The sequence below is a fragment of the Nodosilinea sp. P-1105 genome (genome assembly GCF_012911975.1).
Lineage (GTDB): Bacteria > Cyanobacteriota > Cyanobacteriia > Phormidesmidales > Phormidesmidaceae > Nodosilinea.
Window position 1 is genome coordinate 46,176 of sequence record NZ_SMDQ01000026.1, and the last position, 22,329, is coordinate 68,504.

Annotated in this window: 18 protein-coding genes; 11 read left to right on the forward strand and 7 right to left on the reverse strand. The window is 57.2% G+C overall.

All coding sequences use genetic code 11. The features are described from left to right. The first annotated feature begins 198 nt into the window (after nt 1-198). On the forward strand, nt 199-2,796 hold the full coding sequence (locus tag E1H13_RS12855) for a fused MFS/spermidine synthase (RefSeq protein ID WP_169613814.1): 2,598 nt from the start codon (nt 199-201) through the stop codon (nt 2,794-2,796). Between the two features lie 471 nt (nt 2,797-3,267). Here the strand turns inward: E1H13_RS12855 and E1H13_RS12860 are convergent, their stop codons facing one another. Both E1H13_RS12860 and E1H13_RS12865 read right to left on the reverse strand, forming a co-directional pair. After that, entirely contained in the window at nt 3,268-3,750 is a 483-nt protein-coding gene (locus tag E1H13_RS12860) for a hypothetical protein (RefSeq protein ID WP_169613815.1), read from the reverse strand. 224 nt (nt 3,751-3,974) lie between these two features. Continuing rightward, a complete protein-coding gene (locus E1H13_RS12865; RefSeq protein WP_169613816.1) occupies nt 3,975-4,619 on the reverse strand; it encodes a response regulator transcription factor in 645 nt (214 codons plus the stop codon). A 303-nt stretch (nt 4,620-4,922) separates the two neighbouring features. On the opposite strand from E1H13_RS12865, the gene E1H13_RS12870 reads away from it, so the two are divergent. Next, nucleotides 4,923-7,529 (forward strand): chloride channel protein, encoded by a 2,607-nt coding sequence (locus tag E1H13_RS12870; RefSeq protein WP_169613817.1) that lies wholly within the window; start codon nt 4,923-4,925, stop codon nt 7,527-7,529. A gap of 154 nt (nt 7,530-7,683) precedes the next feature. After that, a complete protein-coding gene (locus tag E1H13_RS12875; RefSeq protein WP_169613818.1) occupies nt 7,684-7,881 on the forward strand; it encodes a hypothetical protein in 198 nt (65 codons plus the stop codon). 125 nt (nt 7,882-8,006) lie between these two features. On the opposite strand, the gene E1H13_RS12880 is transcribed toward E1H13_RS12875, so the two are convergent. From E1H13_RS12880 to E1H13_RS12890, 3 genes are all read right to left on the reverse strand, one after another. Next, nucleotides 8,007-8,501: a MogA/MoaB family molybdenum cofactor biosynthesis protein gene (locus E1H13_RS12880; protein ID WP_169613819.1), complete on the reverse strand. Its 495-nt coding sequence runs from the start codon at nt 8,499-8,501 to the stop codon at nt 8,007-8,009. A 12-nt stretch (nt 8,502-8,513) separates the two neighbouring features. Next, nucleotides 8,514-8,846: a photosystem II reaction center protein Psb28 gene (gene psb28, locus E1H13_RS12885; RefSeq protein ID WP_169613820.1), complete on the reverse strand. Its 333-nt coding sequence runs from the start codon at nt 8,844-8,846 to the stop codon at nt 8,514-8,516. Between the two features lie 114 nt (nt 8,847-8,960). Further along, a complete protein-coding gene (locus E1H13_RS12890; protein ID WP_169613821.1) occupies nt 8,961-11,108 on the reverse strand; it encodes an S-layer homology domain-containing protein in 2,148 nt (715 codons plus the stop codon). 118 nt (nt 11,109-11,226) lie between these two features. Between E1H13_RS12890 and E1H13_RS12895 the strand changes: the two genes are divergently transcribed. The 5 genes from E1H13_RS12895 (at nt 11,227) to E1H13_RS12915 (ending at nt 15,011) form a co-directional block, all read left to right on the forward strand. Then, nucleotides 11,227-11,592, forward strand: coding sequence for a hypothetical protein (locus E1H13_RS12895; RefSeq protein ID WP_169613822.1), 366 nt, complete (start codon nt 11,227-11,229; stop codon nt 11,590-11,592). A gap of 69 nt (nt 11,593-11,661) precedes the next feature. Further along, nucleotides 11,662-11,994, forward strand: a complete 333-nt coding sequence (locus tag E1H13_RS12900) for a YtxH domain-containing protein (protein WP_169613823.1) — start codon at nt 11,662-11,664, stop codon at nt 11,992-11,994. Between the two features lie 23 nt (nt 11,995-12,017). After that, on the forward strand, nt 12,018-12,599 hold the full coding sequence (locus E1H13_RS12905) for a hypothetical protein (RefSeq protein ID WP_169613824.1): 582 nt from the start codon (nt 12,018-12,020) through the stop codon (nt 12,597-12,599). Between the two features lie 241 nt (nt 12,600-12,840). Next, nucleotides 12,841-13,572, forward strand: a complete 732-nt coding sequence (locus tag E1H13_RS12910) for a TPM domain-containing protein (protein WP_206070436.1) — start codon at nt 12,841-12,843, stop codon at nt 13,570-13,572. 224 nt (nt 13,573-13,796) lie between these two features. Next, complete coding sequence (locus E1H13_RS12915; RefSeq protein WP_169613825.1) at nt 13,797-15,011, forward strand: 4-hydroxy-3-methylbut-2-enyl diphosphate reductase; 1,215 nt, start codon at nt 13,797-13,799, stop codon at nt 15,009-15,011. Between the two features lie 155 nt (nt 15,012-15,166). Here the strand turns inward: E1H13_RS12915 and E1H13_RS12920 are convergent, their stop codons facing one another. Then, entirely contained in the window at nt 15,167-16,909 is a 1,743-nt protein-coding gene (locus E1H13_RS12920) for an ABC transporter ATP-binding protein (RefSeq protein ID WP_169613826.1), read from the reverse strand. Between the two features lie 101 nt (nt 16,910-17,010). Beyond that, complete coding sequence (locus tag E1H13_RS12925) at nt 17,011-18,144, reverse strand: ElyC/SanA/YdcF family protein (RefSeq protein ID WP_169613827.1); 1,134 nt, start codon at nt 18,142-18,144, stop codon at nt 17,011-17,013. A 581-nt stretch (nt 18,145-18,725) separates the two neighbouring features. Here E1H13_RS12925 and E1H13_RS12930 point away from each other — a divergent pair. The 3 genes from E1H13_RS12930 (at nt 18,726) to E1H13_RS12940 (ending at nt 22,229) form a co-directional block, all read left to right on the forward strand. Beyond that, on the forward strand, nt 18,726-20,177 hold the full coding sequence (locus tag E1H13_RS12930) for an iron uptake porin (RefSeq protein ID WP_240966610.1): 1,452 nt from the start codon (nt 18,726-18,728) through the stop codon (nt 20,175-20,177). A gap of 271 nt (nt 20,178-20,448) precedes the next feature. After that, the gene (locus E1H13_RS12935; protein WP_169613828.1) at nt 20,449-21,036 is read left to right on the forward strand and encodes a hypothetical protein; all 588 of its coding nucleotides are present in this window, start codon (nt 20,449-20,451) and stop codon (nt 21,034-21,036) included. A gap of 158 nt (nt 21,037-21,194) precedes the next feature. Beyond that, a complete protein-coding gene (locus E1H13_RS12940; RefSeq protein WP_169613829.1) occupies nt 21,195-22,229 on the forward strand; it encodes an isochorismatase in 1,035 nt (344 codons plus the stop codon). Nucleotides 22,230-22,329 lie beyond the last annotated feature (100 nt).

Here is a 22,329-nt window from a genome sequence, read left to right on the forward strand (position 1 = left end):
CAAAATTCAAAATTGGGTTGCCCCACCTCTGTCCCTCCCAGGAGGGGATACCAAAATCGAAAATCCAAAATTCTCCTCTTTCCCCATTTCCCCACCAGGGCGGACACACAGGTCCGCCCCTACGCATCCCCCCATCCCCCCCGTCACCCCCTCACCCCATCCACTCATCCACCCATCCACCCATCCCCCCATCCCCCCATGCCCCTCCTCCTCAGCCTATTCTTCGTCTCCGGCTTCGCGGCCCTGGTCTACCAGGTGATGTGGGTGCGGGAGCTGGGGTTGCTCTTGGGCAGTACGGCCCAGGCGGCGGCACTGACGGTGGCGATCTTTTTTGCTGGGCTGGGCAGTGGCGGCTGGTTTTGGGGCCGCCGCGCCCCGCAGATGACCTCTAGCCTGCGGGGCTTTGGCTGGGTAGAAATTGGGGTGGCCGTCACCGCCCTGGGGCACTTTGTGCTGATCGATGGCTACCATGCCCTCTACCCCTTGCTCTACGACCACTTTGGCGATTCCCTCTGGCTGAATACGGTGGCTAAAGGAGCGATCGCCGCCACGCTGCTGTTTCCCCCCTCTTTTCTGATGGGCGGCACCCTACCCCTGATGGTGCAGCATCTGGTGCGCCACCCCAAAGCCCTGGGCAACGTCGGCACCCGCCTCTATGCGGTCAATACTGCCGGTTCCGCCACCGGTGCCCTCACCGCCGGGTTCATCCTGCCCCTGCCCCTGGGTTTCCGCAACGCCTACCTCCTCGCCGTCGCCCTCGATCTCACCGTCGGCCTCACCGCCCTCCTCCTGGCGGCTCAATCATCTCCCCCACCAACTCCTCGCGATCCTGGGCAGACACATCGGTCTGCCCATGCGCCCCATCGCCAACCCGGGCAGACACACCGGTCTGCCCCTACGGCACCCCATCCACCCATCCACCCATCCACCCACACACCCATCCACCCACACACCCCCTCCCCCCTCCCCCTCGCCTTCCTCTCCGGCTTTGCCACCCTGGGCATCGAAATCCTCTGGACCCGGCTGTTTTCCCAGGTTCTACAGAACTCCGCCTACACCTATGCCCTGGTGCTGTCCTGCTTTTTGCTGGCCCTGGCGGTGGGGGCTGGGGTGGCGAACCAACTCATCCGGTTGTCCCGTCTGTCCCCGCCGGTGATTCTGGGCACGCTCCTGGGGTTGGCCAGCCTGGTCACGGTGGTGTCCGCCTGGGGCTTCTACCGCCTCACCGATGGCCTCACCTACCTGGGGCGGGGGCTGGGCTGGTGGGACTACATTGCGGAAGTCGCCGGGTTGGCAGCTTTGGTGGTGCTGCTACCGGCGGTGGTGCTGGGCACGGTGCTGCCCTACCTGATGCGACTGCTGGAGGCCGACCCCCGCCAGCCGGGGGAGGTAATCGGGCGACTGGTGGCGGCAGATACGGTGGGGGCGATCGCGGGCTCTTTGCTCACCGGCTTTGTGCTGTTGCCCACCCTGGGTACCTGGCGTAGTTTGATGCTGCTGGCCGCCCTCTACCCGCTGATGCTGGCGGGGCTGGTGCTGCAACGGCGGAGTTGGCCCCGTCTGGGGCTGGGAGCACTGGCGATCGCGGCGGCGATCGCCCTGGCCAGTCTCACCCTAGAGAACGTGCAGGCGGTCACCTTTGGCGTCTGGGGCAACGAGCGCCTGGTGGAGGTGCAGGAGGGCACCCACGCCACGGTGACGGTGGTCGAATCAGGGGGCGATCGCGCGATTCGGGTCAACAGCTACTACACCCTGGGCAGCTCCCGCCACCTGCACCTGGAGCAAAACCAAACCGTGGTGCCACTGCTGACCCACCCCAATCCCCGCTCGGTGTTTTACCTGGGTATGGGCACGGGTATTACCGCCGGGGCCGCCCTGCCCTTTAACCCGGAGCAGGTGGTGGTGTGCGAACTGCTGCCGGAGGTGGTGGATCTGGCGGAACGGCACTTTGGCCGCTGGATCTACGGCCTGTTTGAGGACCCTCGGGTGACCGTCTACGCCGAGGATGGTCGCAACTGCCTCAGCCGCAGCCGCGCCACCTACGACTTGATCATCAGCGACCTGTTTACCCCCTGGGAGCGGGGCACCGGCAACCTCTACACCCTGGAACACTACCGCATGGCCCTGGACCGCCTGGAACCCGACGGCCTCTACGTGCAGTGGATTCCCCTCTACCAAGTGTCAGAGCGGGAGTTTGCCATCATCGCCCGCACCATGGCGACGGTGTTTCCCCAGGTGGTGGTGTGGCGCGGCGACCTGGGGCCGAGCCGCTCGATTGTGGCCCTGGTGGGGCAAAAGCAGCCTGCCCTCCTGGACCCAGCGGTGGCGGTGCGCCAGGGGCGAGCCCTGCTGGCCCAGTGGCCCAACGCCGCCGACCTGCCCGACGAGTACTTTGAAGCCTTGCTGCTGCGCCTCTACGTCGGCAACCTCACGGCCAGCGGCCTGTTTGCCGACGCCCCCCTCAACACCGACAACTTTCCTCGGATTGAGTACCTGGCTCCCCAGACCCATCGCCAGGTGGAAGCAGGCGATCGCCGTTTTCTGGTCGGCCGCGAACGAGAACAGCTCTATGCCAACCTCCGAGACGCCACCCCACCCGATCGCGATCCCTACCTGGCCCAGCTCACCCCCACTCAACTGGGCTACGTGCAGGCAGGCCACAGCTACTCTCAATTCGCCCAGCTCAACCACGCCCGCCTGACCGACGAAGCCGAGCCGTTTTTGCTGGAGTTTGAAGCCTTGTCGCCCGCTGGTACCCGCAATGCCCTGTCTCCAGCGCGGCAGTTGTTGCCGTAGGAAGGGGTGTTGGGTGTTGGGTTTCAGGATCCCCTCCTGGGAGGCCTGCGCTGTATAGCCTGCGGCATGGCTTCGCTAGCGTGTAGCGGCCCCGGAGGGGCAACCTGTCGAAGTGGGCAGGGGTGGGTTATTGGGGTTCACGGTTCACGGTTCACGGTTTTGCCTGACACCTTGCACCTTGCGGCGCATACCTGACCATTGCAATTTTTGGGTTAATGGCTGCGGTTTGCAAAGCCGGGTCTCTAATGTGCTTAGACCTTTACGGTCAGCGCGCCATACAATCCATCACCTCCTCCACTAAAGCCTGAATCTTTGGAGGATCTGCCGGGATAATGCTGCCGTTCGCCAAATTGAACTGTCGCTCGTAGAACCGCTTGTGAACTCAGGCGGATCTCCTCTGAGATATCAACTTGGGTTGCCAAGCCATAGTCGTCCAGGCGCTGCAAGTCTGCTCTAACCTGGGTAACAAAGCTAGCCAGAGACATAGCTTAGGCTTTTCAATAGAGCTAAATCTTCGACAAGCTGCTGAAAGAGGCGATATTCTCCCACCCATTCGACATATTCTAAATCTCCCCCAGCGACGTCTTCAGCGGTCATCTCTTCAGCAAACCTGGCTGAGGATATGTTGTATTGGGCTTCAAACTGCTGAAGACGAGTCAGGGCAAAATCTCGACCTTGTTCCAACCGGGCAATTTCTTTTTCCACAGCACACCGAATCGCTAGCATGGCCCGTGGAGCGTCGTCAGACTGCAGGACTACTGTTGTTTTGGGGCTGGCGTTGAAATTTACAGCATCTGTCACTGGCGAATGCTCTCCCACAGCGATTAAGGGGTAGGCTGATCCTGCTAATACTTTATCCAAAAACAGACTTGGCCCGAAGGAATGGCTATGACTGATTTTCGGATCCGCCTGCTGTTCTCGTATCTTAACCCGCAGATTGGCCAATCGCTCCATGGTGTCCGCCGCCTGATCGAGCTCCTGGGTGAAGCATGGCCTGGTGCAGTGTCCGCACGAGTGGGAGTATCATCGAGAGCATCATTCTAAATCCTCATTTACCCTGGTACCGGTTGCCTCAAGTTTACAGGGCCTCAAGTTTACAGGGACAGTAAAGGATAAAAACAAAAATGGTCAGATTGTGATTGGGTCTGCACTGAAAAGATAGAGCTTTAGTCTGGGACTTAAGCCTTATTATTTTCAATGGCCCAGCGAGCCAATTCGGTGCGGTTGTGGAGGCCAGTTTTACCCAACATATTACTGACGTGGCTTTCGATGGTGCGCTGACTGACCTGGAGTTCCTGGGCAATTTCACGATTGGCCATGCCTCGGGCCACAAACTGCACCACCCGCAGCTCGGTCGGGGTTAGCTCGACATCAAAAGGAACTTGAATAGCAGGGCCGCCACCACTCTTAATCTGCTGCTTAATCAGCCGGGAGGCTTGCTTTAGGGAGGACTCCACCTGGGCCACCAGCTCTTCTGGCTCAAACGGCTTAACCATGTACACATCGGCTCCGGTGTTTAACCCTTTGACCCGGTCCTGACTCTGCCCCTTGGCAGACAGGAATAAAATCGGGATCCATTCAGTAGTAGGGTTGTCCCGCACATGCTGCACAAACGTATGACCATCCATCTCAGGCATCATCACGTCACAGATGATCATGTCTGGGATTGCCGTTTCCAGCACATCCAAAGCTTCACGGCCATTGCCGGCAGTTTTTACCTCATAGCCACGAAACTCGAGATAGTCTTTGACCAGCAAGATCAAATTGGGGTCGTCGTCAATGAGCAGTAGCTGCTTTTGATCGCCTGGGTTGGAATCCTTCATGCGCTGACCGTAAGTTCAACTAACTGATAACTCAGTATGCCCCTTAGGTTAACCTCGACTTACATCTATTCCACGAATATTCTACGAATTGGAATAGAGCCTTGGAACAGGCTTAAGCCATTTACTTAAGCTTGTTAAGTTGGGCTGACCCTACTGCTGATGATACTTCACCAAAACACTTTCGAGCCGGCCTGGCCGATAAGATGGTGTCAGGCCCACGCCTAATCCCCCCAGAGGCTTGCTGGGGATGCCGCCGCTGGTCGACTATAGAGCTACTGTCATGATTTGCCCTTTGTCCCTAGCATGCTGCGAAAACGCTTAGAACCCTTTCTCAGCCGTAAACGGGTAGCCATTGCCGAAGCCTGCATCATTGGGTTAGTGTCCGGGTTGGCCGCCGTACTGCTGAAACAAGGGGTAGAGTGGCTGGCCCTGTGGCGTATGTCATCTGACCTGCCCCTGTGGCTGGTGTTGCCAGCCCTGGGGTTGGGGGGCGGTTGGCTGTCGGGTTGGTTGGTGGAACGGCTGGCGCCAGAAGCTTCCGGTAGCGGTATTCCCCAAGTCAAGGCTGTGTTGGGGTTTGCCCCAGTACCGCTGAACTTGCGGGTAGCCCTGGTAAAGCTGCTCAGTACGCTGCTAGCCCTGGGGTCGGGGTTGTCTTTAGGACGGCAAGGGCCGACGGTGCAAATCGGGGCCGGGTTAGCGGCTCAGCTCAGCCGCTGGGTGCCCACCTCCCCAGAGTACCGTCGCCAGTTAATTTCGGCTGGGGCGGCGGCGGGTCTAGCGGCGGGGTTCAATGCCCCCATTGCCGGGGTGTTGTTTGTGGTAGAAGAGCTGCTGCAAGATTTCTCAGGGCTGACCCTGGGCAGTGCTATTTTGGCCTCATTTATTGGGGCGGTGGTGTCTCGCTTGTTGGGGGGCCAGGGGCTGAATTTACCGTTGGATGCCAGGTCTATCAGCCTATCGCTATACGACCTGCCGTTTTTTATTGTGCTGGGGTTGCTGGCAGGGGTGTTGGGGGCTCTGTTTCGGCGGGGAATTTTTGGCAGCCTTCGCTTTTTTCGACAGTTTAAGCACTTAGGGCTGCCTGGACGCATTGGTCTAGCCGGGTTGGTGACCGGTGTGGTGGGAGTGTTTGTGCCGGTAGCTGCGACCGACAATACAGGTTTACAAGAGTTTTTAGTGACGGGTTCGGCCGGATGGCAGCTAATCGCGATCGCCTTTGCCACCAAATTTCTGCTCACTCTACTGGCCTACGGGTCTGGCGCTTCGGGCGGAATTTTTGCCCCGTCCCTGGTGTTAGGGGCGGCCTTGGGAGGCTTGGTGAGTGTCTTGGCCCAAGGAGCCTACAGTGGCTTTGGAGCCTGGCTACCCCCCGATCAACTCGCTAGCACCACTACCTATGCCCTTACCGGGATGGGAGCCTTTTTTAGTGCCGTGACCGGGGTGCCAATCACTGCGATCGTGATTGTGTTTGAGATGACGGCTAACTTTAACCTGGTCTTGCCGTTGATGATTGGCTCCGGCATTGCCTATCTGATTGCCGATCGCACCAATGACGGGTCGATCTATAACCGACTACTGGCGATGCACGGGATCCACATCGAGCCTGTAGGCCAGGCCAATAACCCCTGGGCTGATCTAAAAGCGTCAGACCTGATGCAGGGGCGGGTGGAGACCTTGTCTAGCCAAATGACCCTACCAGAGGTGGTGCAAGCCTTTTCGCGATCGCACCACCGGGGCTTTCCAGTCTTAGCAAAGGGGCGTTTGGTGGGCATCGTTACCCAAAGTGACCTAGGGGAAGCAACAGCCCAGGGGCTCGATCAATACCTGACTCTCGCCGATATCATGACCCCGAACCCAGTCAGCGTCACCCCCGAGGCCACCCTACCCCGGGTTCTGCACCTGCTCAACCAGCTCAAAATTAGTCGTCTGCCTGTCACCGAAGGGCAAAAACTGGTAGGTATCATTACCCGAGCCGACATTATTCGGGCCGAGTCTGACCAGGTCAGTGGCAAGTTACAAAAGTTAGGTCCCCAGGCAGAACCCTCCTATGTGGTGCTTCAACAGCAAGGGCCAGCCATTGGCCAGGGGCGACTACTGGTGCCCCTGGCGGACCCCCAAACCGCCCCAGATTTAGTCAAAATAGCAGCGGCCCTGGCTAAAAGCTTTCACTACGAACTGGAATGCATCCATGTGCGATCGGTGCCCCGCAGCGTTTCCCCGGCCGAGGTTCGCATTGACCTGCAAGAGGTAGAACCCCTGCGACAACTGGCGGCCACCTATGCCGACATTAGTGGTCTGTCAGTACACTTTCAGGTGCGGGCTGCCCACGAAGTCGGTCGCACCCTGCTGGAGGTGATCAAAGAGCGCCACATTGACCTGGTATTGATGGGCTGGCACCATCCCAGCCTCACCCCCGGTCGGGTAATTAGTGGTGTAGTCGACACTCTGATTCGTCAGGCCCCCTGCCAAGTACTCGTCGTGCGCCCGGGCCGCAATTTAACCTTTAACCACTGGCTGATTCCCACCGCTGGCGGTCCCAATGCCCAGAGTGCCCATCGCCTGCTGCCGGGGCTGTTAACCCTAGGTCAGTCTCCCCAGATTCAGCTCTGTACCGTATGCCATCCTGAAAAAGGCCAGTGCCTGACCCCCTATCACTTGAGTGAAATGGCCGACCATCTGGAAGCTACCCTACACCGGCCAGTCACCACCCATGTGTTGACCCATCCGTCCGTGGCAGAGGCTGTGGTAGACCTGGCTCAGCAGTGCCATAGCGATGCCATTTTGTTGGGGGCCTCCCGAGAAAATCTGCTCAGCCAAGTCCTGAAGGGCAACATTCCCCTAGAAATTGCCCTGCAGACCGACCTCACCATCATCCTGCTGCGCCAAGAGTCCACTGAGATCAAGTAATCAAAGCCGCCGATAATGTGCCTGGGCAAGTCTCATCTCTGTAAAGGCGAATGGTCATGAATATGGTAAGCCCTGGGTCCTTTGAACAGCGTCTGGACAACTCCCCACTAACGCGCAAGATGGGTTTGCAGCGGCCTTTGCCAAAGCAGGGGCGGTGCTGGCTACTATTGTGCTGCCCATTTTAGCGAACGCCTGGGGCCTACCGCTGCTGTTGGCCGGGTTGGCTTTAGCCTGTGTTGTCGCTGCTGTGATTACCGATCGCCTGCGGATTGAACCCACTGGCCAGTCTCTAGAAGCGGTGCAAGATGGGGCCAGTGTCAACGTCGGCAGTGATTTAAGCTTGAAACTGTAACACCTGATGACAAGTTAAGGCGTTATTGCACTCATAGGGAGTTACGGATAATCCCCTCTGCCCCTCGACTATAGCGGCTCTCAATAAACCGTCCTAAAAATTTCCTTACGTCTCCAGGTTTGTCCTCACGATCGCAGTAGACTGACCAGATGAGGCAGTTCCGGCAAAATCAGCGCCTCCATGGCCAACTGCACCGCTTTGCTAGAGCCTGGTAGGGAAAACACCAGGGTAGAGCCATAGACGCCAGCTACCGCTCTGGATGCCATCGCCCGAGAACCAATCTCCTGAAAGCTGAGCTGCCGAAAAATTTCCCCAAATCCCGGTAGGGTTTTGTCGAGCAGGGTGGCGACTACGTCGTAGGTGGTATCTCGAGGGGCAATGCCAGTGCCCCCGGTCAAAATAATCACATCCACGTCTGATTGAGCCCCCAGGCCCTGACACAACGGGCCGATGGAAAGGGGCTCATCGGGCACAATCCGGTAGTCGCTGATCTGATGGCCCGCCTGATGCAATAGCGCCTGAATCAACTGACCACTGCGATCGCTATCAAAGGTGCGGGTATCGCTCACCGTAATCACGGCACAGGCCACGGGGCTAGTCAACGGTTGGGGATGAGACATGGCCAGGCCGTGCTAGCTCTTGGTGAAGCCCAGACCCTTCTGCTCGGCGTAGCGGTTCATAAACCGCATAAACCGATCCCACTCAGCTTCGCTTTTCATCACGTAGACTGCCTCAATGCCAGCGGGTTCACCGTTGATAAACTTGCCGTTCACATCGCGGGTAACCAACTCCCCTTCTTCATCCACCAGGTACATCCCAGTCACTTCCACCCCATTTTCCGAAAGGGCTTCGGGATAGTCGAAGTAGAAGGTGGCGGTACCGTCGCTGCCATCCTTGGCCCGGGTAAGCCTGACGTCAGGCACCACCGGTTCAGCAACACCACGGGAAAATTGTATTTCGGCCATACCAGATATCCTTATCAAATCTTCCAATCGGTAAGTTTCTATCTTTGCATGTTAAGGGTCAGGGCCGATCCCCATGGGGGTCATCCCTAGTTTAGAGGGGTACAGTGGGTTGATTCAGAGCGCTGGAAGGCGACGTTGCTGCACCAGGGCTTGGTACACTGCCGCTGCCACATCGGCTCGACTGGCCACCCGGTTGGGTTGTAACTGAGGGGTATCAGGCCCCAGCACCACCAGCCCCAGGGGTACTGCCTGGGCCATGGGTTCGCGGGCATATTCGGGAATCAGGCTGCGATCGCCAAATGGCTCTAGGACAGAAGTATCCCCTCGGCGATCGCCCCCGAGACCCAACCCGTTCACCAACGCCACCCACACCTGGACCCGCAACATGGGGTGGTCGGGGGCAAAGGTCTGATCCGGAAACCCAGCCACAAAGCCCCCCCGATTCGCTCGCTGAATAGCGGTGGCGGCCCAGTGGTCGGGGGGCACATCCCGGAACGCGATCGCAGGGCGGCGGGGGGCCGGGGCAAATGCCTGGTTGATCAGCGCCGCAAACTGGGCTCGACTCATGGGTTGGTCAGGGTAAAATCGGCCATCCCCCTGGCCGCTGATCAACGCCTGGCTGAGCAGTCCTTGAATATAGGCTTTGGCCCAATGGTTTTGGATATCGGGGAAGGAGCCCAAGGTACCAGGTCGGGATGTGGGCTGGCCCTGGGGTTGTACCCCCTGCTCGGCGGCGAGAGCGGGGGCGTCTCCCTGGGCCACTAAGCCCTGATAAATCAACGCTGCTACTTCGGCTCGGGTCATCGCCGCCAGGGGCCGCAACTGGTCGGGTTGAGGGTAGTTGATCACCAGGGCTTTTTGGCTGGCGGCGGCCACCGCATCAATGGCATAGCTGGGAATTTGGGCCCGATCGCGATATTGCCCCAACACACTAGCCGGGGCTGGCGGTAGGTTTAAGCCAGTGGCCACGGCCACTAGCCCTTGCACCCGGGCCATGGCTAGATCGGGACGAAAGGTTTGGTCTGGGTAGCCCCCCAAAAAACCACGCCGCTGGGCCTGGTCAATCGCCTGGTGGGCCCAGTGGTTAGGGGGTACATCCACAAAGTTCAGCCGCGATCGCACCGCAGAGACCTGGCCATAGCTGGTGGCCACCAGGGCGGCAAACTGGGCTCGGGTCACCGGCTGGTTAGGGCGAAAGGTACCATCCTCATAGCCCTTAATCAAGTCGCGATCGGCCAGGGCCTCGATGTAAGGGACTGCCCAGTGGCCTTGGGTGTCCGGGAACCGGCTGGCAGCCGAAGATGGCGGCGAGACCGGGGGAGGTGGCGAAACTGGGGGCGGTTCAGACACCGGTTGATCGAGTAACCCAGGGGGCACTGCTGCCGGGTCCGGGGACTGACTTGGTGCCAGGGTGACTGAGCCGATCAGCCCTTGGGGGACCAGGTCATTATTCACTACCGTTAGGGGTTGCGCCGTGTCGTTACGGATGTCGGCCTCCTGGTTGTAGCGCAAGGTATTGTCCCCCCCATCCTCAGGTTGGCCCAGGTCCGGGCGTCCCTGCTCTTGTAGCCACAGCCCCAGCCGTTGGTTTTGAATCAGTCGGTTCTGGCGCAACACGGGATTGGCGGTACCACGCACTATCATCCCCACTTGATTATTGGCCCATTGGTTAGCCAGTAACAGGGGGGCCGCCTGGGCCTCTAGGACGATGCCTTGGTGGCAGCGCCGCACTGTACAGTCCCGCACTTCCCCCTTTGCCTGGCCGATAAACCAGAGGCCCATCCCTTGAACTTCTTCCACCAGCGATCGCAGCATCAACGGTGCCGCCTGAGCTCTCACCTGCACCCCTGCGCTCCCACACTGGTTCACACGGCAACTGCGAATCAATGGCGTTCCCTGGGGCACGAGTAAGCCAATACCATCCGGATTTTGCACCGTGACTCCCCGCACTTGCCCAGTACCACGCACCACCAGGGCTACAGACTCTGGCTGTCCAGCCATGGCACCTCCCCCCGAAATGCCAATCCCCAGCCCCTGGTTACCTTCGTGCCCTACCACGATTACGCCGTCCCCCACGGTAATCGGGAAACGCTCGCCACTGGCGGCGCTATAGGTACCCGGCATCAGGGTAATTAGGGTATTCCCCTGGGCCTGCACCAGGGCGGCGGTTAGGGTCTTGTAGGGTAAATGGGGACGGCCTGACGGTTGATCAACCCCGCGATTAGAATCCACCTTTAGTCGATTTGCAATGGTTTGCTCCATGGCCCTACCCTAATCGCCATCCAAATTACTGCAACCAGCCCGAAATCTCGATATGATCTGCCAATATAAACCGGATCTAAGCACAGCCGCGCCATTGCCCCCTACGTCCCACCAAATTTTGACGTCTATCCCTGTGATTGTGATTGCTATCGGGTTAAATCTGGTCATTGCCCTGGGCTGCTTCTACGGGGCCTGGCGGTTGTGGCAGCTGCGGCGCAGCCTCGGGGCGATCGCCAATGCCTTAACCACCTGGGAGCATCACACCGATCACAGCCTCAACCCCGATACCCTGCCCCCGACGATTTTGCGCGGTCAGCGGGGCACGGCCCAGGTGCGATACCACTATCAACGGCTGAGGCAGCAGATCCAGCAGCTGCGACAGGTGATGGTTGTGATTAGCTTATTGCCTGTGGTCGGGCGGCGAGTACGACGGCTAGCTCGCCGCCCCAGCCAGCGACGGTCTACATCGAGAGAAAGGCGGTAGGATGGCCTTAGCTTTCTCTACAGGAATGGGGGATAGCCAAGGGTACACAGTGGTTATTGGGAGAATCCCATGAGCGAAAAACAGTCTGGAGGCTTTGTGGGTGGCATGGTTGTGGGGGCCGCCATGGGTACCATTGCCGGGCTACTAATGGCTCCGCGTCCTGGGCGGGAAACCCGCAAAATCTTGCGCAAGTCTGCCGATGCCCTACCGGAACTGGTGGAAGACTTGTCAGCAACCGTGCAACTCCAGGCAGACAAACTTTCGGAAACCGCTCTGACCAATTGGGAGCACACCCTCCAACGGCTACGGGTCGCGATCGCCGCTGGCCAAGCGGCCAGTCGTCAAGAGTACGAACACCTCAGTCGTCCCACGGTGACCACCCCAGACCCAGATCAGAACTAGCCCTGAGGGGGAGAGTTGACATTTTGGCCGATCCACTCTTTTGGCTAGCCCTGTCCCTATTGCTCGTTGCCGTTAGTTTAACGGCCGTTTTAATGGTGGCCATTCCAGCCATGCGGGAACTGAGCCGAGCGGCTCGCAGTGCTGAAAAGCTGTTTGATACCCTGGGCCGAGAATTACCCCCCACCCTAGAAGCCATTCGCCTCACCGGCCTAGAGCTAACCGAACTCACCGATGAGCTTAACGACGGGATACACCAAGCTGGTCAAGTAGTGAAGCAGGTTGACCAAGGGTTCACCTCAGCCCGACAGCAAGCCAAAGCGGTTAACACCGGCACCAAGAGCGCCTGGGCCGGAGCCAGAGCCGCCTGGCGAGCCTGGACTAAGACTACCCCATCCCCCAAACCCAAACCCAAGAATCTCGGTCATCGCCCGTCTACGCTACCCACCCCCAGGGCGACCCAGGGGAATCAGCCAGGGCTGAACTCCCCTGCCTCGTCCCTGCCAACTCCCGCCCCCGATCAGTCACAGTTACGCTCTCCTTCGGTACCGTCTCAGCCGCCCAACCCCGAAACAGACGCCGATCCCCAGCCCAGGCCCCTCGATTGACGGCTTACCCTGGGGACTTCTAAGATGAGAGAGATGTAAACATCTGTAAACAAAGTTATCGGTTACATTAAGGGATGCAACCTATTAGGGCTTAAGCTCAAGGAATGATGCATGAGCTGTGGTTCCTGGGGTGGAAGCGCCCAAGGAGCACGGTATGGTCAACTCACAGTGGCATGGAATTATGAGATATCTGCTGAAAGGGGTATTAGTTTGTCTGGTTTGTCTTGGCATTCTGGGGCCTATGGCTCCAGCCCAGGCTTACGACAATCCAGAGTTGTTACCTGACGAAGCTACGGCCATCATTGATCTGGCCAAATCCTTAAGTTCCCGCCAAGAAGAAGACCTAAACTCCGAGATTTCTCAGTTTGAGACCGAGACCGGTTGGAAACTGCGAGTCCTGACCCAGTACGACCGCACCCCTGGTCGCGCTGTCAAAGACTTTTGGGGCTTGGACGATCGCAGCATTATGTTGGTAGCGGATCCGCGAGGGGGTAATTTACTCAATTTCAGCGTCGGTGATGCCGTCTACGACCTGTTGCCCCGTACGTTTTGGATTGAGCTGCAAACCCGCTATGGCAATCAGTTTTTTGTGCGGGAAAATGGCGAAGACTTATCCATCCTAAGTGCTCTCGAATCTATCGAAGGATGCCTGCGCCAGGGAGGCTGTAATGTGGTCCCTGGCCTGCCCCAAGAGCAGTGGGTTTTAACCCTGATCACCTCGATTGTGGGCGGTGTCGTCTGTGGGTTTGCGGCCCACCCTCGGAAGCCAGGCCAGGTGCTGGCCTGGCAGTGGGTACTCATTTTTTCACCCCTATGGGGCATTTTATTTGTGGCCTTTGGCATTGGTCCAGTGGTAACGCGCACCAGCGATTGGCTGCCGTTGACTCGTAACATCGCTGGCTTTGCCATCGGCGCTTTAGTGGCTTATCTCACCCCTGCCTTTAATCAACAGTCCCCTTCCTCAGAAACCTAAGGGTACGACCAAGCCAGCTAGTCCTGGCCATTGGCAGACAGGTGGTAGATGCGGTGCAACTTGCCCTAGAAGCGATAGCTGGGATAACAGCTGCAGACATTGTCGGCGTTATCGAACCTGAGTTAACTCTTGTCACACCATTAACATTTCCTAGGTGCATAGAACCATAACCTGGGCCTTGAACCGTTATTCTATTAACTGTTGCCCCACGCCACGAGGATTCGATGGATACCAAAGCCTTTAAGCGGTCACTGCATCACTCTGAGCACTATTTTCGCCAGGGATTTGGCCACGGCGAAGATGTTGCTGGTCAGATGCAGACGGAGTACAACAGCGGCCTGATTCAGCAAATCCGCGATGCCAACTACACGCTGACCCGAGGCAATGTCACTATCAAGTTAGCCCAAGCCTTTGGCTTTTGCTGGGGGGTTGAACGGGCGGTGGCAATGGCCTACGAGACTCGGCAACACTTCCCCACGGAACGGATCTGGATCACCAACGAAATTATCCATAATCCCGGCGTCAACCAGCGGCTGAAGGAGATGGCGGTAGGGTTTATTGACGTCAACGAAGGCGAAAAAGACTTTTCTGTGGTAGGCCAGGGGGATGTGGTGATCTTGCCTGCCTTTGGTGCCAGTGTGCAGGAAATGCAGTTGCTTAACGACCGGGGCTGCATCATTGTCGATACCACCTGTCCTTGGGTCTCAAAGGTCTGGAACACCGTAGAAAAGCATAAGAAGAAGGCTCACACCTCCATTATCCACGGTAAGTACAACCACGAAGAAACCATCGCCACCAGTTCGTTCGCCGACAAATATCTGATTGTCCTCAACCTCAAAGAGGCGGAGTATGTGGCCGATTATATGCTCAATGGTGGTGACCGGGTCGCGTTTATGGCTAAGTTTGCTAACGCCTGCTCTGCTGGTTTCGACCCCGAAACCGACCTAGAACGCATCGGCATTGCCAATCAAACCACCATGCTGAAGGGGGAAACCGAGCAAATCGGCAAATTGCTAGAGCATACCATGCTGAAAAAGTATGGTCCCCAGGCCCTAAGCCAGCATTTCCTCAGCTTTAACACCATCTGCGACGCCACCCAAGAGCGGCAAGATGCCATGTTTGACCTGGTGGATGATAATCTCGATGTGATGGTGGTGATTGGCGGCTACAACTCGTCCAATACCACCCATCTGCAAGAAATCGCCGTAGAGCGCCACATTCCCTCGTACCACATCGACAGCGCCAGCCGCATCGGCCCCGGCAACCGCATCGAGCACAAGCTACTCCATGGGGATATGACCCACACCGAGGGCTGGCTGCCTGACGGCCCAATTACCGTTGGGGTGACCTCCGGCGCTTCTACCCCCGATCGCTCGGTAGAAGAGACCATCGAACGGATTTTTGCCATCAAGGCTGTCCCAGTTACCGCTGGTGTTTAGCTGAGGCTGTTACTGGAGAATATGCTCTAGTACCCTGTGGCATCAGTTGGCCCACCATGCCTGATATCTGGCACCTAGAACCTGACACTTTCAGCAACGGTGGTTGTATTTCTGTCAGGCAGTAGTGGTGGAGATCTGCTTTTCTGGAAATCGCCTTATTGCAAAACTGATTCCAGTTGGTGTTGTTCCCACAGGTCGCGGTACAGCCCAGGCTGCTGCACCAGATCGGCATGGGTGCCCTGCTGTACAATCCGGCCTTGATCCATCACAAAGATGCGATCGGCCGTGGCAGCGGCGGACATCTGGTGAGAGATAAATAACACCGTCTTTTGCTGCGTGCCCTCCGACAGAGCATTGAGAATGGCGGTGGCGGTGCGGTTGTCGACGCTAGATAGAGCATCGTCTAACACCAACACTGGCGCATCCACCACCAGAGCCCGAGCCAGGGACGTCCGCTGGCGTTGTCCCCCCGACAGGGTAATGCCTCGCTCCCCGACGATGGTGTCATACTGTTGCGGAAAGTTTTGAATTTCCACATCCATTTGGGCCTGTTTGGCGGCGTACTGTACCTCTGGAAATTCCATCAGCGGCACACCGTAGCGAATGTTGTTTTTGATGGTGGTGCTAAACAAAAAGCTGTCCTGGGGCACATAGGCGATCGCCTGACGCAGATCCGGCAGGGGCAATGCTGTAACGTCCTGGCCATCCAACTGCAACTGTCCAGCCGCAATATCCAGCAGGCGGGGAAGGGCATTGGCCAGGGTCGATTTACCGGAACCAATGGGGCCGACAATGGCAATTCGCTCCCCAGGGGCGATCGCGAAATTAACCCCATCTAGGGCCGGAGTAGTGGCACCAGGATAGGTATAGCTGAGATTATGGGCTACCAACTCCCCCTGTACCTGCTCCAGGGGTTGGCTCTGCGGATGAGACTGAATCTTGGGTTCAGCATCCAGAATCGCCTCTACCCGGTCAATACTCACCTCCCCCCGTTGGTAAGCGGTAATGGTAAAGCCCAACAGCGCGGTGGGGAAGACCAGTCGCTCTACATATAGCAACAGCGCCACAAAATCGCCTACGGTTAGCGCTCCGGTGGCGATCGCCCCTGACCCACTGGCCAAAATTACCAGCAGACTAATGCTGGCCAATCCCCCTAGTAAGGGAAACAGCGTATTGCGGGTACGGGCCAGAGTCAGGTTCGCGGTCAGGAGATTGGTGTTAAGGGTTTGAAAGGCGCGCCGCTCGTTCTCTTCCTGGGCATAGATTTTAATCAGGGAGATGCCACTCATATCCTCTTGAATCAAGTCACTCAAACGCGAGATCCGCTCCTGTACCTCCAGTTGTTGTCGCCGCAGCCGGTGGCTAAACATCTGTACCAGCACCAGCATCAGCGGGTAAACCGCCAGGGAAATCAACGTCAGCCGAATGTTAATCGAGAGCATCACTGGCACAGTGAGGGCATAGGCAAAGATGGTATTGGCCAAACTTAAAATGGCAAACCCCAACAGACGACGAATATTGTCCACGTCGCTCGTCGCCCGACTAATCAGTTCCCCGGCGGTATTACGAGCAAAATAGGCTGGCTCCATCCGTAGCAGATGCTCAAAGATGCGCTGCTTCAGGTCAAACTCCACCTGACGACCCACCCCAAACAGGGTAATCCGCGACACCATCCGAATCACCCACATCACTGAGGCCAGCACCAGCACCAGCAGGGCGTAGTACATGATGCGCCCAAAGCTAAAGGTGACCTGCAACTCGTCAATGCCATTGCGAATCAGCAGCGGAATCCATACCCCTACCAGGTTGACAATAAATAGAGCAATAACCCCCAGGGCTGCTTTGTGCCAGTGGGGGTTCAGGTAGGTGCCAAGTTTTTGGAGCTGCGATCGGGCCATACTGTCTGCAGATGCTGCTTCCTTATCCTAGACGAATTTCATCCTAGACGAATTTCACATCCCCGTCCTGGGGATGCTCAGGGTACCGCTTGGGGTTACAACTAGGGAGGATCCAACGTTTCTACCACCTCATCCCATTGCATGGTGAAAGGGGGTAACCAATCTCGCATGTAGTAGTAAATGGAGGCCAGTAGTTCCTGCCAGTAGCGGGTGGTCAGGCGCAGGGCATTCACATTAGGCACTAAATCTCCCAGCCGGGCAATGGACTGTCCTCGCGGACTGCCAGGGGTACTGTACAACTCCGTCGGCCAAGCCACCACCTGAAGATCAACCTTTTCAAAAGCCAGAGCAGCCCGGCGCATCGTCAGGGCTGGGGCGACCAAAATCACTCGGTTAGCCTCGCGGTTACCCCGATCTAAGCTTTGGGGATCGGGGTCGCGGGGGGTAAATAATCCCTGGTTCTGTAAAAAATTTCGTTGTTCTACCACCACGTCCCGAATATTCATACCATCGGTTGTAATTCGGATGGCATCTCCAGGCACGCCTCTGACAATCAGTCGCTGTTCAATCGCCTGTTGAATTCGCTGTCGCTCCTCTTCGCTACTAAATCGGGGGCCTGCGGTTACAGTGACAAAGGGACGCGCTTGGGGGCTGATGCGGGTATAGACATCCGCTGCGCTGTTTAACCGCGACACTAACACCGGATCAATTTGGGCATTTCTATCGATATGGCTCGGTAGCGTATTGGTCAATTGATAGGAATCTGCGTTTTCCCCAATCACCACCATGGCTACAGCTCGGTCCACAGGTACACCGTCCACCGCCGGACAAATGTCACTACACATGCGCCGCTGATTATCGAAGGCTCGCTGTACAGCTGTCTCAGACTGCTCAACCAGAGCCCGAGCCACCAAGGGCGTACTGCTCACCGTCAAAACCAAGATAGCCGCCAGTACCATTTGCCCATTCGCCTTTTTCAGCCCTTTTCCTAAAGCCACCGCCAATAGGGTTAATGCCGCCCCTAGGGGGACCAAAGGGAACGCAATGAACTGCCAAAAGGTATTGATGGTTGTGTCATTCGGTGCGATGAAGGAGGCGGCAATCAGCCCCAGAATAATCGCTCCCCCCAACCAGGTGAGGAAGTTGGCCGGAATGAACTTCCTTAAGACCCACCACAGGAAGTAACCAATCCCCAGCCACAACAACAGGCGGGTGAGCAAATTCAAGATATCCATGGACCGATCTTAACTCTGGGGAAAAGAAGACATCGCCAGCCTCAATACTGCCAGGAACTCTCCGCAAAGGATACTTCAGGAATGAGAACTCAGCTCACAGTATCGGGCTTAGATTTTAGGTTTTGCCCTTGTGCTGGTTAAACCGGACACCCCGTCAAACGTAGGACTTGTTTTTACTAAGCCCCTAAAAGCTGGAATACTCAAATCAGTATGAATGTCAACAGGGTTGACTTGTGTTGGTTCCCATTAGCCCCATCACCCACTGGCTTCCAACACTTTTAGGACAACCTCGATTGACTAACGTACACATCGACTCAACAGGACCTAGTCGTCAGCCCTATCTTCTTGAAAATTATTGCTAATAGTTCCAAATCCTGCTATGGTCCTTATTGAGATTTTAAGTCATTAGGCCAGGGCTAACGAAGACTATCTCAAATGTGGGACATGTCTAGCAAGATGTCCTTGTTTGGGGTGGTTCATCGTAATGGCTGTGGTTCCAGACTGATTGTCTCGGCCGTCTCCCTCAGTGAGGTTGACCTCGGAATGGGGACGGATCCTAGCCATGTTGAGGAGTGAAAGTGATGATAGATATGCGATTGATGTCGGGTTTGGGAGCAACCGCAGCGCTAGCGTTGCTGGGTACCAGTGCTGGGGCGGTTGAGTCCGTTTCAGGCTCAGAGTCCTACGTAACAGAGTCAGGCTCTGTGCAGTTGGCCCAGATTACCAGCGTTTCTGAGTTAACCGATGTATTGCCCTCTGACTGGGCCTTCCAAGCCCTGCAAAGCTTGGTCGAAAACTACGGCTGTATCCAGGGCTACCCGGATCGCACCTTCCGGGGTCAGCGCAGCATGACCCGTTTCGAGTTTGCCGCTGGTCTCAACGCCTGTTTGGATGTGATGGCGGTACTGATTTCCCAGGCTGGCCTTGATCCAGAAGACTTGGCTACCATTCGCCGCCTGCAAGAAGAGTTCCAGGCAGAACTGGCCACCCTGCGCGGTCGGGTGGATGCCCTGGAAGCGGAAACCGCTACCCTGCGGGCGCAGCAGTTCTCGACCACCACCAAGCTGCGGGGCCAGGCTGACTTCCATATTGGGGCTCCTTTCGATACCCTTGATGCTGGTGGCATTGTGGAAGATAGCGTCAGCGTTGCCTCCCGGGCGCGGCTCAACTTTGACAGCAGCTTTATGGGCCGCGATCGCCTGCGGATTCGACTGCAAGGGGGGGATGGGGACTTCCTGGAGCCCTTTGGCGGGTTAGCGAACTCCACCGGGGGCAACTTCAACGTTACCGTGGCGCGGCTGGCTTACAGCTTCCCGATCAGCAACCGAATTAACGCCTCCATCGCGGCCCGAGGCCTGGCTAATGACAACCTGGTCACCAGCACTATTGTGCCGTTTGATGGCCCTGGCGTAGCCGACCCCAGTACCCCCGCTTTCTACAGTTCCGGGGGCATCACCGGCAACTCAGTGAGCGCTGGCTTAAATATTGCCTTTACAGACAGCCTGGTGCTTGACCTGGGGTATGCCTCCGCCAACTCGGGGGCCACTGACCCATCCCGGGGGGTCACCGCTGCCCAGGGGCAAAAGTACATTGCCCAGCTGAATTTCCTGCCGGATGGCTTCTTCAATGCCGCCCTGACCTACATGGGCAGTGATGGTTCGGCCCCGGTTTTTGGCGGTGACCCAGGGCGGGTGGATACGTTCGCTGGACTGGTGAACCTGGACTTTGGTCGGTTCTTCATCGCTGGCCATGCCGCCTGGCAAGACTTCAATGGTGGTGATGACTTCAGCTGGACCGCTGGCCTGGGCTTCAATGACTTCTTAATGGAAGGGTCTCAGTTTGGGGTCTATGGCGGTCAGCTGCCTCAGCGGGTGGGCTACCTTGACAATCCCTGGCTCATCGAGGGGTATTACAGCATCCCTGTGAGCCGGTTCCTGACCCTGACCCCCGCCCTGATTTATGGCGATGCCAACCTAGGCGGCCCTGAAGACACCACCTTCTATGGAGCCATTCGGGCTACCTTCCAATTTTAGTTTGGCTTGATGTTGTCTCTCTCCTTGCAAAGCTCCGCCCTCGGGTGGAGCTTTTTTTTGATCACAGCTATCCCGCCAGGATTGGCTGGCCCCAACCCTGAACGGGAAACGAGTATTTCCTCGGGCTATTCTCTGGCCAAAGCTAAGGTTAACGGTAATGTTCTGTCACTCAGTTCAGCTCAAGATCCCATTCGTGCGATATAGTTTCCAACTACGATGGATGTTTCGGTGAATTCGTTACTTTAATTCGATTCTGAGTGAGGAGAAAGTCATGATCAACCTGTTTACTCCTAAAGCTTTACTGGCTGGCCTATGCCTAGGTACCCTAGTCGGCTGTGTTGTGCCCGACGAACCCGCAGCCGATACTGATACCCCGGTAACCGAAGATCCAACCCCTACGGAGGCGGCTGAAACTGCGATTGTGTTGCCCGACGGTACCCCCTGTCTCCATGCCGGGAGGGGGGCCACCCTCGCCTTTGAAGGCAAGCGCCTGAACTACACCTGTGGCGATACCGCTGGCCTAATTGGCGATATCACCATTGACCAGGGTATGGATATCACCCTAGAAAAAGCGACTATCGAGGGCACCACCATTACCAGTAGCGAACCCATGCTACTCATGGTCAGTTCAGTGGAACTAGCGGATGGCACCACCTGCCTCAATGCTGGACGGGGGGCCACTCTGGCCTTCGATGAAAAACGTCTGAATTTTAGCTGTGACGCGGTAGAAGGCGGCCTGATTGGCGACATCACCGAAGATGATGGGGTGTTTATGGCCGAGTTAGCTCTGCTGGACGGCACCGAATTGATTGCTAGCGAAACTGTGCCCGTAGTAAGTTTAGCAACAGTAGAGCCGTAAGTTGGCTGAGGGAAGTGGGTAAGGACTGGATGTGCAGCCTAGGGGTCAGGGTTTAAGGTGTAAGGGGAAAGGTATACGGTGCAAGGTAAACCGCGAACTGTGAACCGCGAACCGTGAACCGCCAACCTTTCCCCTGTTGACGCAAATTAAAGGCAGCCATGTTTGAGCAGCAATGGCCTATCCCTGAATTTTTCAATCCCGATCGCGTTGGGGACGTGTGGCGAGTGCCCTATCAACAGCGGTCAGTGGAGGCTAAGGCCTGGGCCAAGGCGCAGGACATAGTGCCAGCGGCTGAGGATGAGCTGCGTCTAGCTTTGCTGTTGATTGATGTTCAAAATACCTTCTGTATTCCCGACTTCGAGTTGTTTGTCGGCGGTCGTTCGGGGCTGGGGGCGGTGGAGGATAATCAGCGGTTGTGTCAGTTCATCTACCGAAACCTGGGGCATATTACGACCATCATCCCCACCCTGGATACCCATACGGCCATGCAGGTGTTCCATGCCGAGTTTTGGGTGGATGCCCAGGGCCAATCCCCGGACCCCATGACCCTGATTCACTATGACGATGTGGTGCAGGGTAAGTGGCGGGTGAATCCGGCGATCGCCGATAGTCTGCGCCCTGGTCACTACGACCAGCTGCAAGAGTACGCGCTGCACTACACCCGCACCCTAGATACCCAGGGTAAGTATCCACTGACCATCTGGCCCTACCATTCCATGCTGGGGGGGATTGGCCACGCGCTAGTGGCGGCGGTGGAAGAGGCCTGTTTCGTGCACAACCTGGCTCGCCAAAGCCAGACCCAGTTTGAAGTCAAGGGCGGTCACCCCCTGACGGAAAACTACTCAGTACTGAGCCCCGAGGTGACTGACGATGGTCAGGGGAATACCATCGCCCAACCCAATGATCCGTTGATCCAGAGCCTATTGGCCTACGACGCCGTGATCATTGCCGGACAGGCTAAAAGCCACTGTGTGGCCTGGACGGTAGCCGACTTATTGCAAGCGATTCAGGCCCAGAATCCCACCTTGGCCCAAAAGGTCTATTTGCTGGAAGACTGCACCAGCCCGGTGGTGGTGCCAGGGGTGGTTGATTTCACCGACCAGGCAGAAGCCACCTTTGAGGGGTTCGCCCAGGCTGGCATGCACCGGGTGCGGTCTACTGAGGCGATCGCCAGTTGGCCGGGGATGGGGTGATTGGTGGTGGGGAGATGGGGAGATGGGGAGATGGGGAGATGGGGAGATGGGGAGGTGGGGAGATGGGGAGATGGGGAGGTGGGGGGATGGGGAGATGGGG

Bases quoted from the DNA above. Each gene is read 5' to 3' on its own strand.
- E1H13_RS12900 (WP_169613823.1), top strand. From the start codon at position 11,662: ATGAGCGAAAAACAGTCTGGAGGCTTTGTGGGTGGCATGGTTGTGGGG.
- E1H13_RS12890 (WP_169613821.1), bottom strand. From the start codon at position 11,108: ATGGAGCAAACCATTGCAAATCGACTAAAGGTGGATTCTAATCGCGGG.
- E1H13_RS12865 (WP_169613816.1), bottom strand. From the start codon at position 4,619: ATGAAGGATTCCAACCCAGGCGATCAAAAGCAGCTACTGCTCATTGAC.
- E1H13_RS12935 (WP_169613828.1), top strand. From the start codon at position 20,449: ATGATCAACCTGTTTACTCCTAAAGCTTTACTGGCTGGCCTATGCCTA.
- E1H13_RS12925 (WP_169613827.1), bottom strand. From the start codon at position 18,144: ATGGATATCTTGAATTTGCTCACCCGCCTGTTGTTGTGGCTGGGGATT.
- E1H13_RS12870 (WP_169613817.1), top strand. From the start codon at position 4,923: ATGCTGCGAAAACGCTTAGAACCCTTTCTCAGCCGTAAACGGGTAGCC.
- E1H13_RS12940 (WP_169613829.1), top strand. From the start codon at position 21,195: ATGTTTGAGCAGCAATGGCCTATCCCTGAATTTTTCAATCCCGATCGC.
- E1H13_RS12915 (WP_169613825.1), top strand. From the start codon at position 13,797: ATGGATACCAAAGCCTTTAAGCGGTCACTGCATCACTCTGAGCACTAT.
- E1H13_RS12920 (WP_169613826.1), bottom strand. From the start codon at position 16,909: ATGGCCCGATCGCAGCTCCAAAAACTTGGCACCTACCTGAACCCCCAC.
- E1H13_RS12910 (WP_206070436.1), top strand. From the start codon at position 12,841: ATGGCTCCAGCCCAGGCTTACGACAATCCAGAGTTGTTACCTGACGAA.
- psb28 (WP_169613820.1), bottom strand. From the start codon at position 8,846: ATGGCCGAAATACAATTTTCCCGTGGTGTTGCTGAACCGGTGGTGCCT.
- E1H13_RS12930 (WP_240966610.1), top strand. From the start codon at position 18,726: ATGATAGATATGCGATTGATGTCGGGTTTGGGAGCAACCGCAGCGCTA.
- E1H13_RS12855 (WP_169613814.1), top strand. From the start codon at position 199: ATGCCCCTCCTCCTCAGCCTATTCTTCGTCTCCGGCTTCGCGGCCCTG.
- E1H13_RS12860 (WP_169613815.1), bottom strand. From the start codon at position 3,750: ATGGAGCGATTGGCCAATCTGCGGGTTAAGATACGAGAACAGCAGGCG.
- E1H13_RS12880 (WP_169613819.1), bottom strand. From the start codon at position 8,501: ATGTCTCATCCCCAACCGTTGACTAGCCCCGTGGCCTGTGCCGTGATT.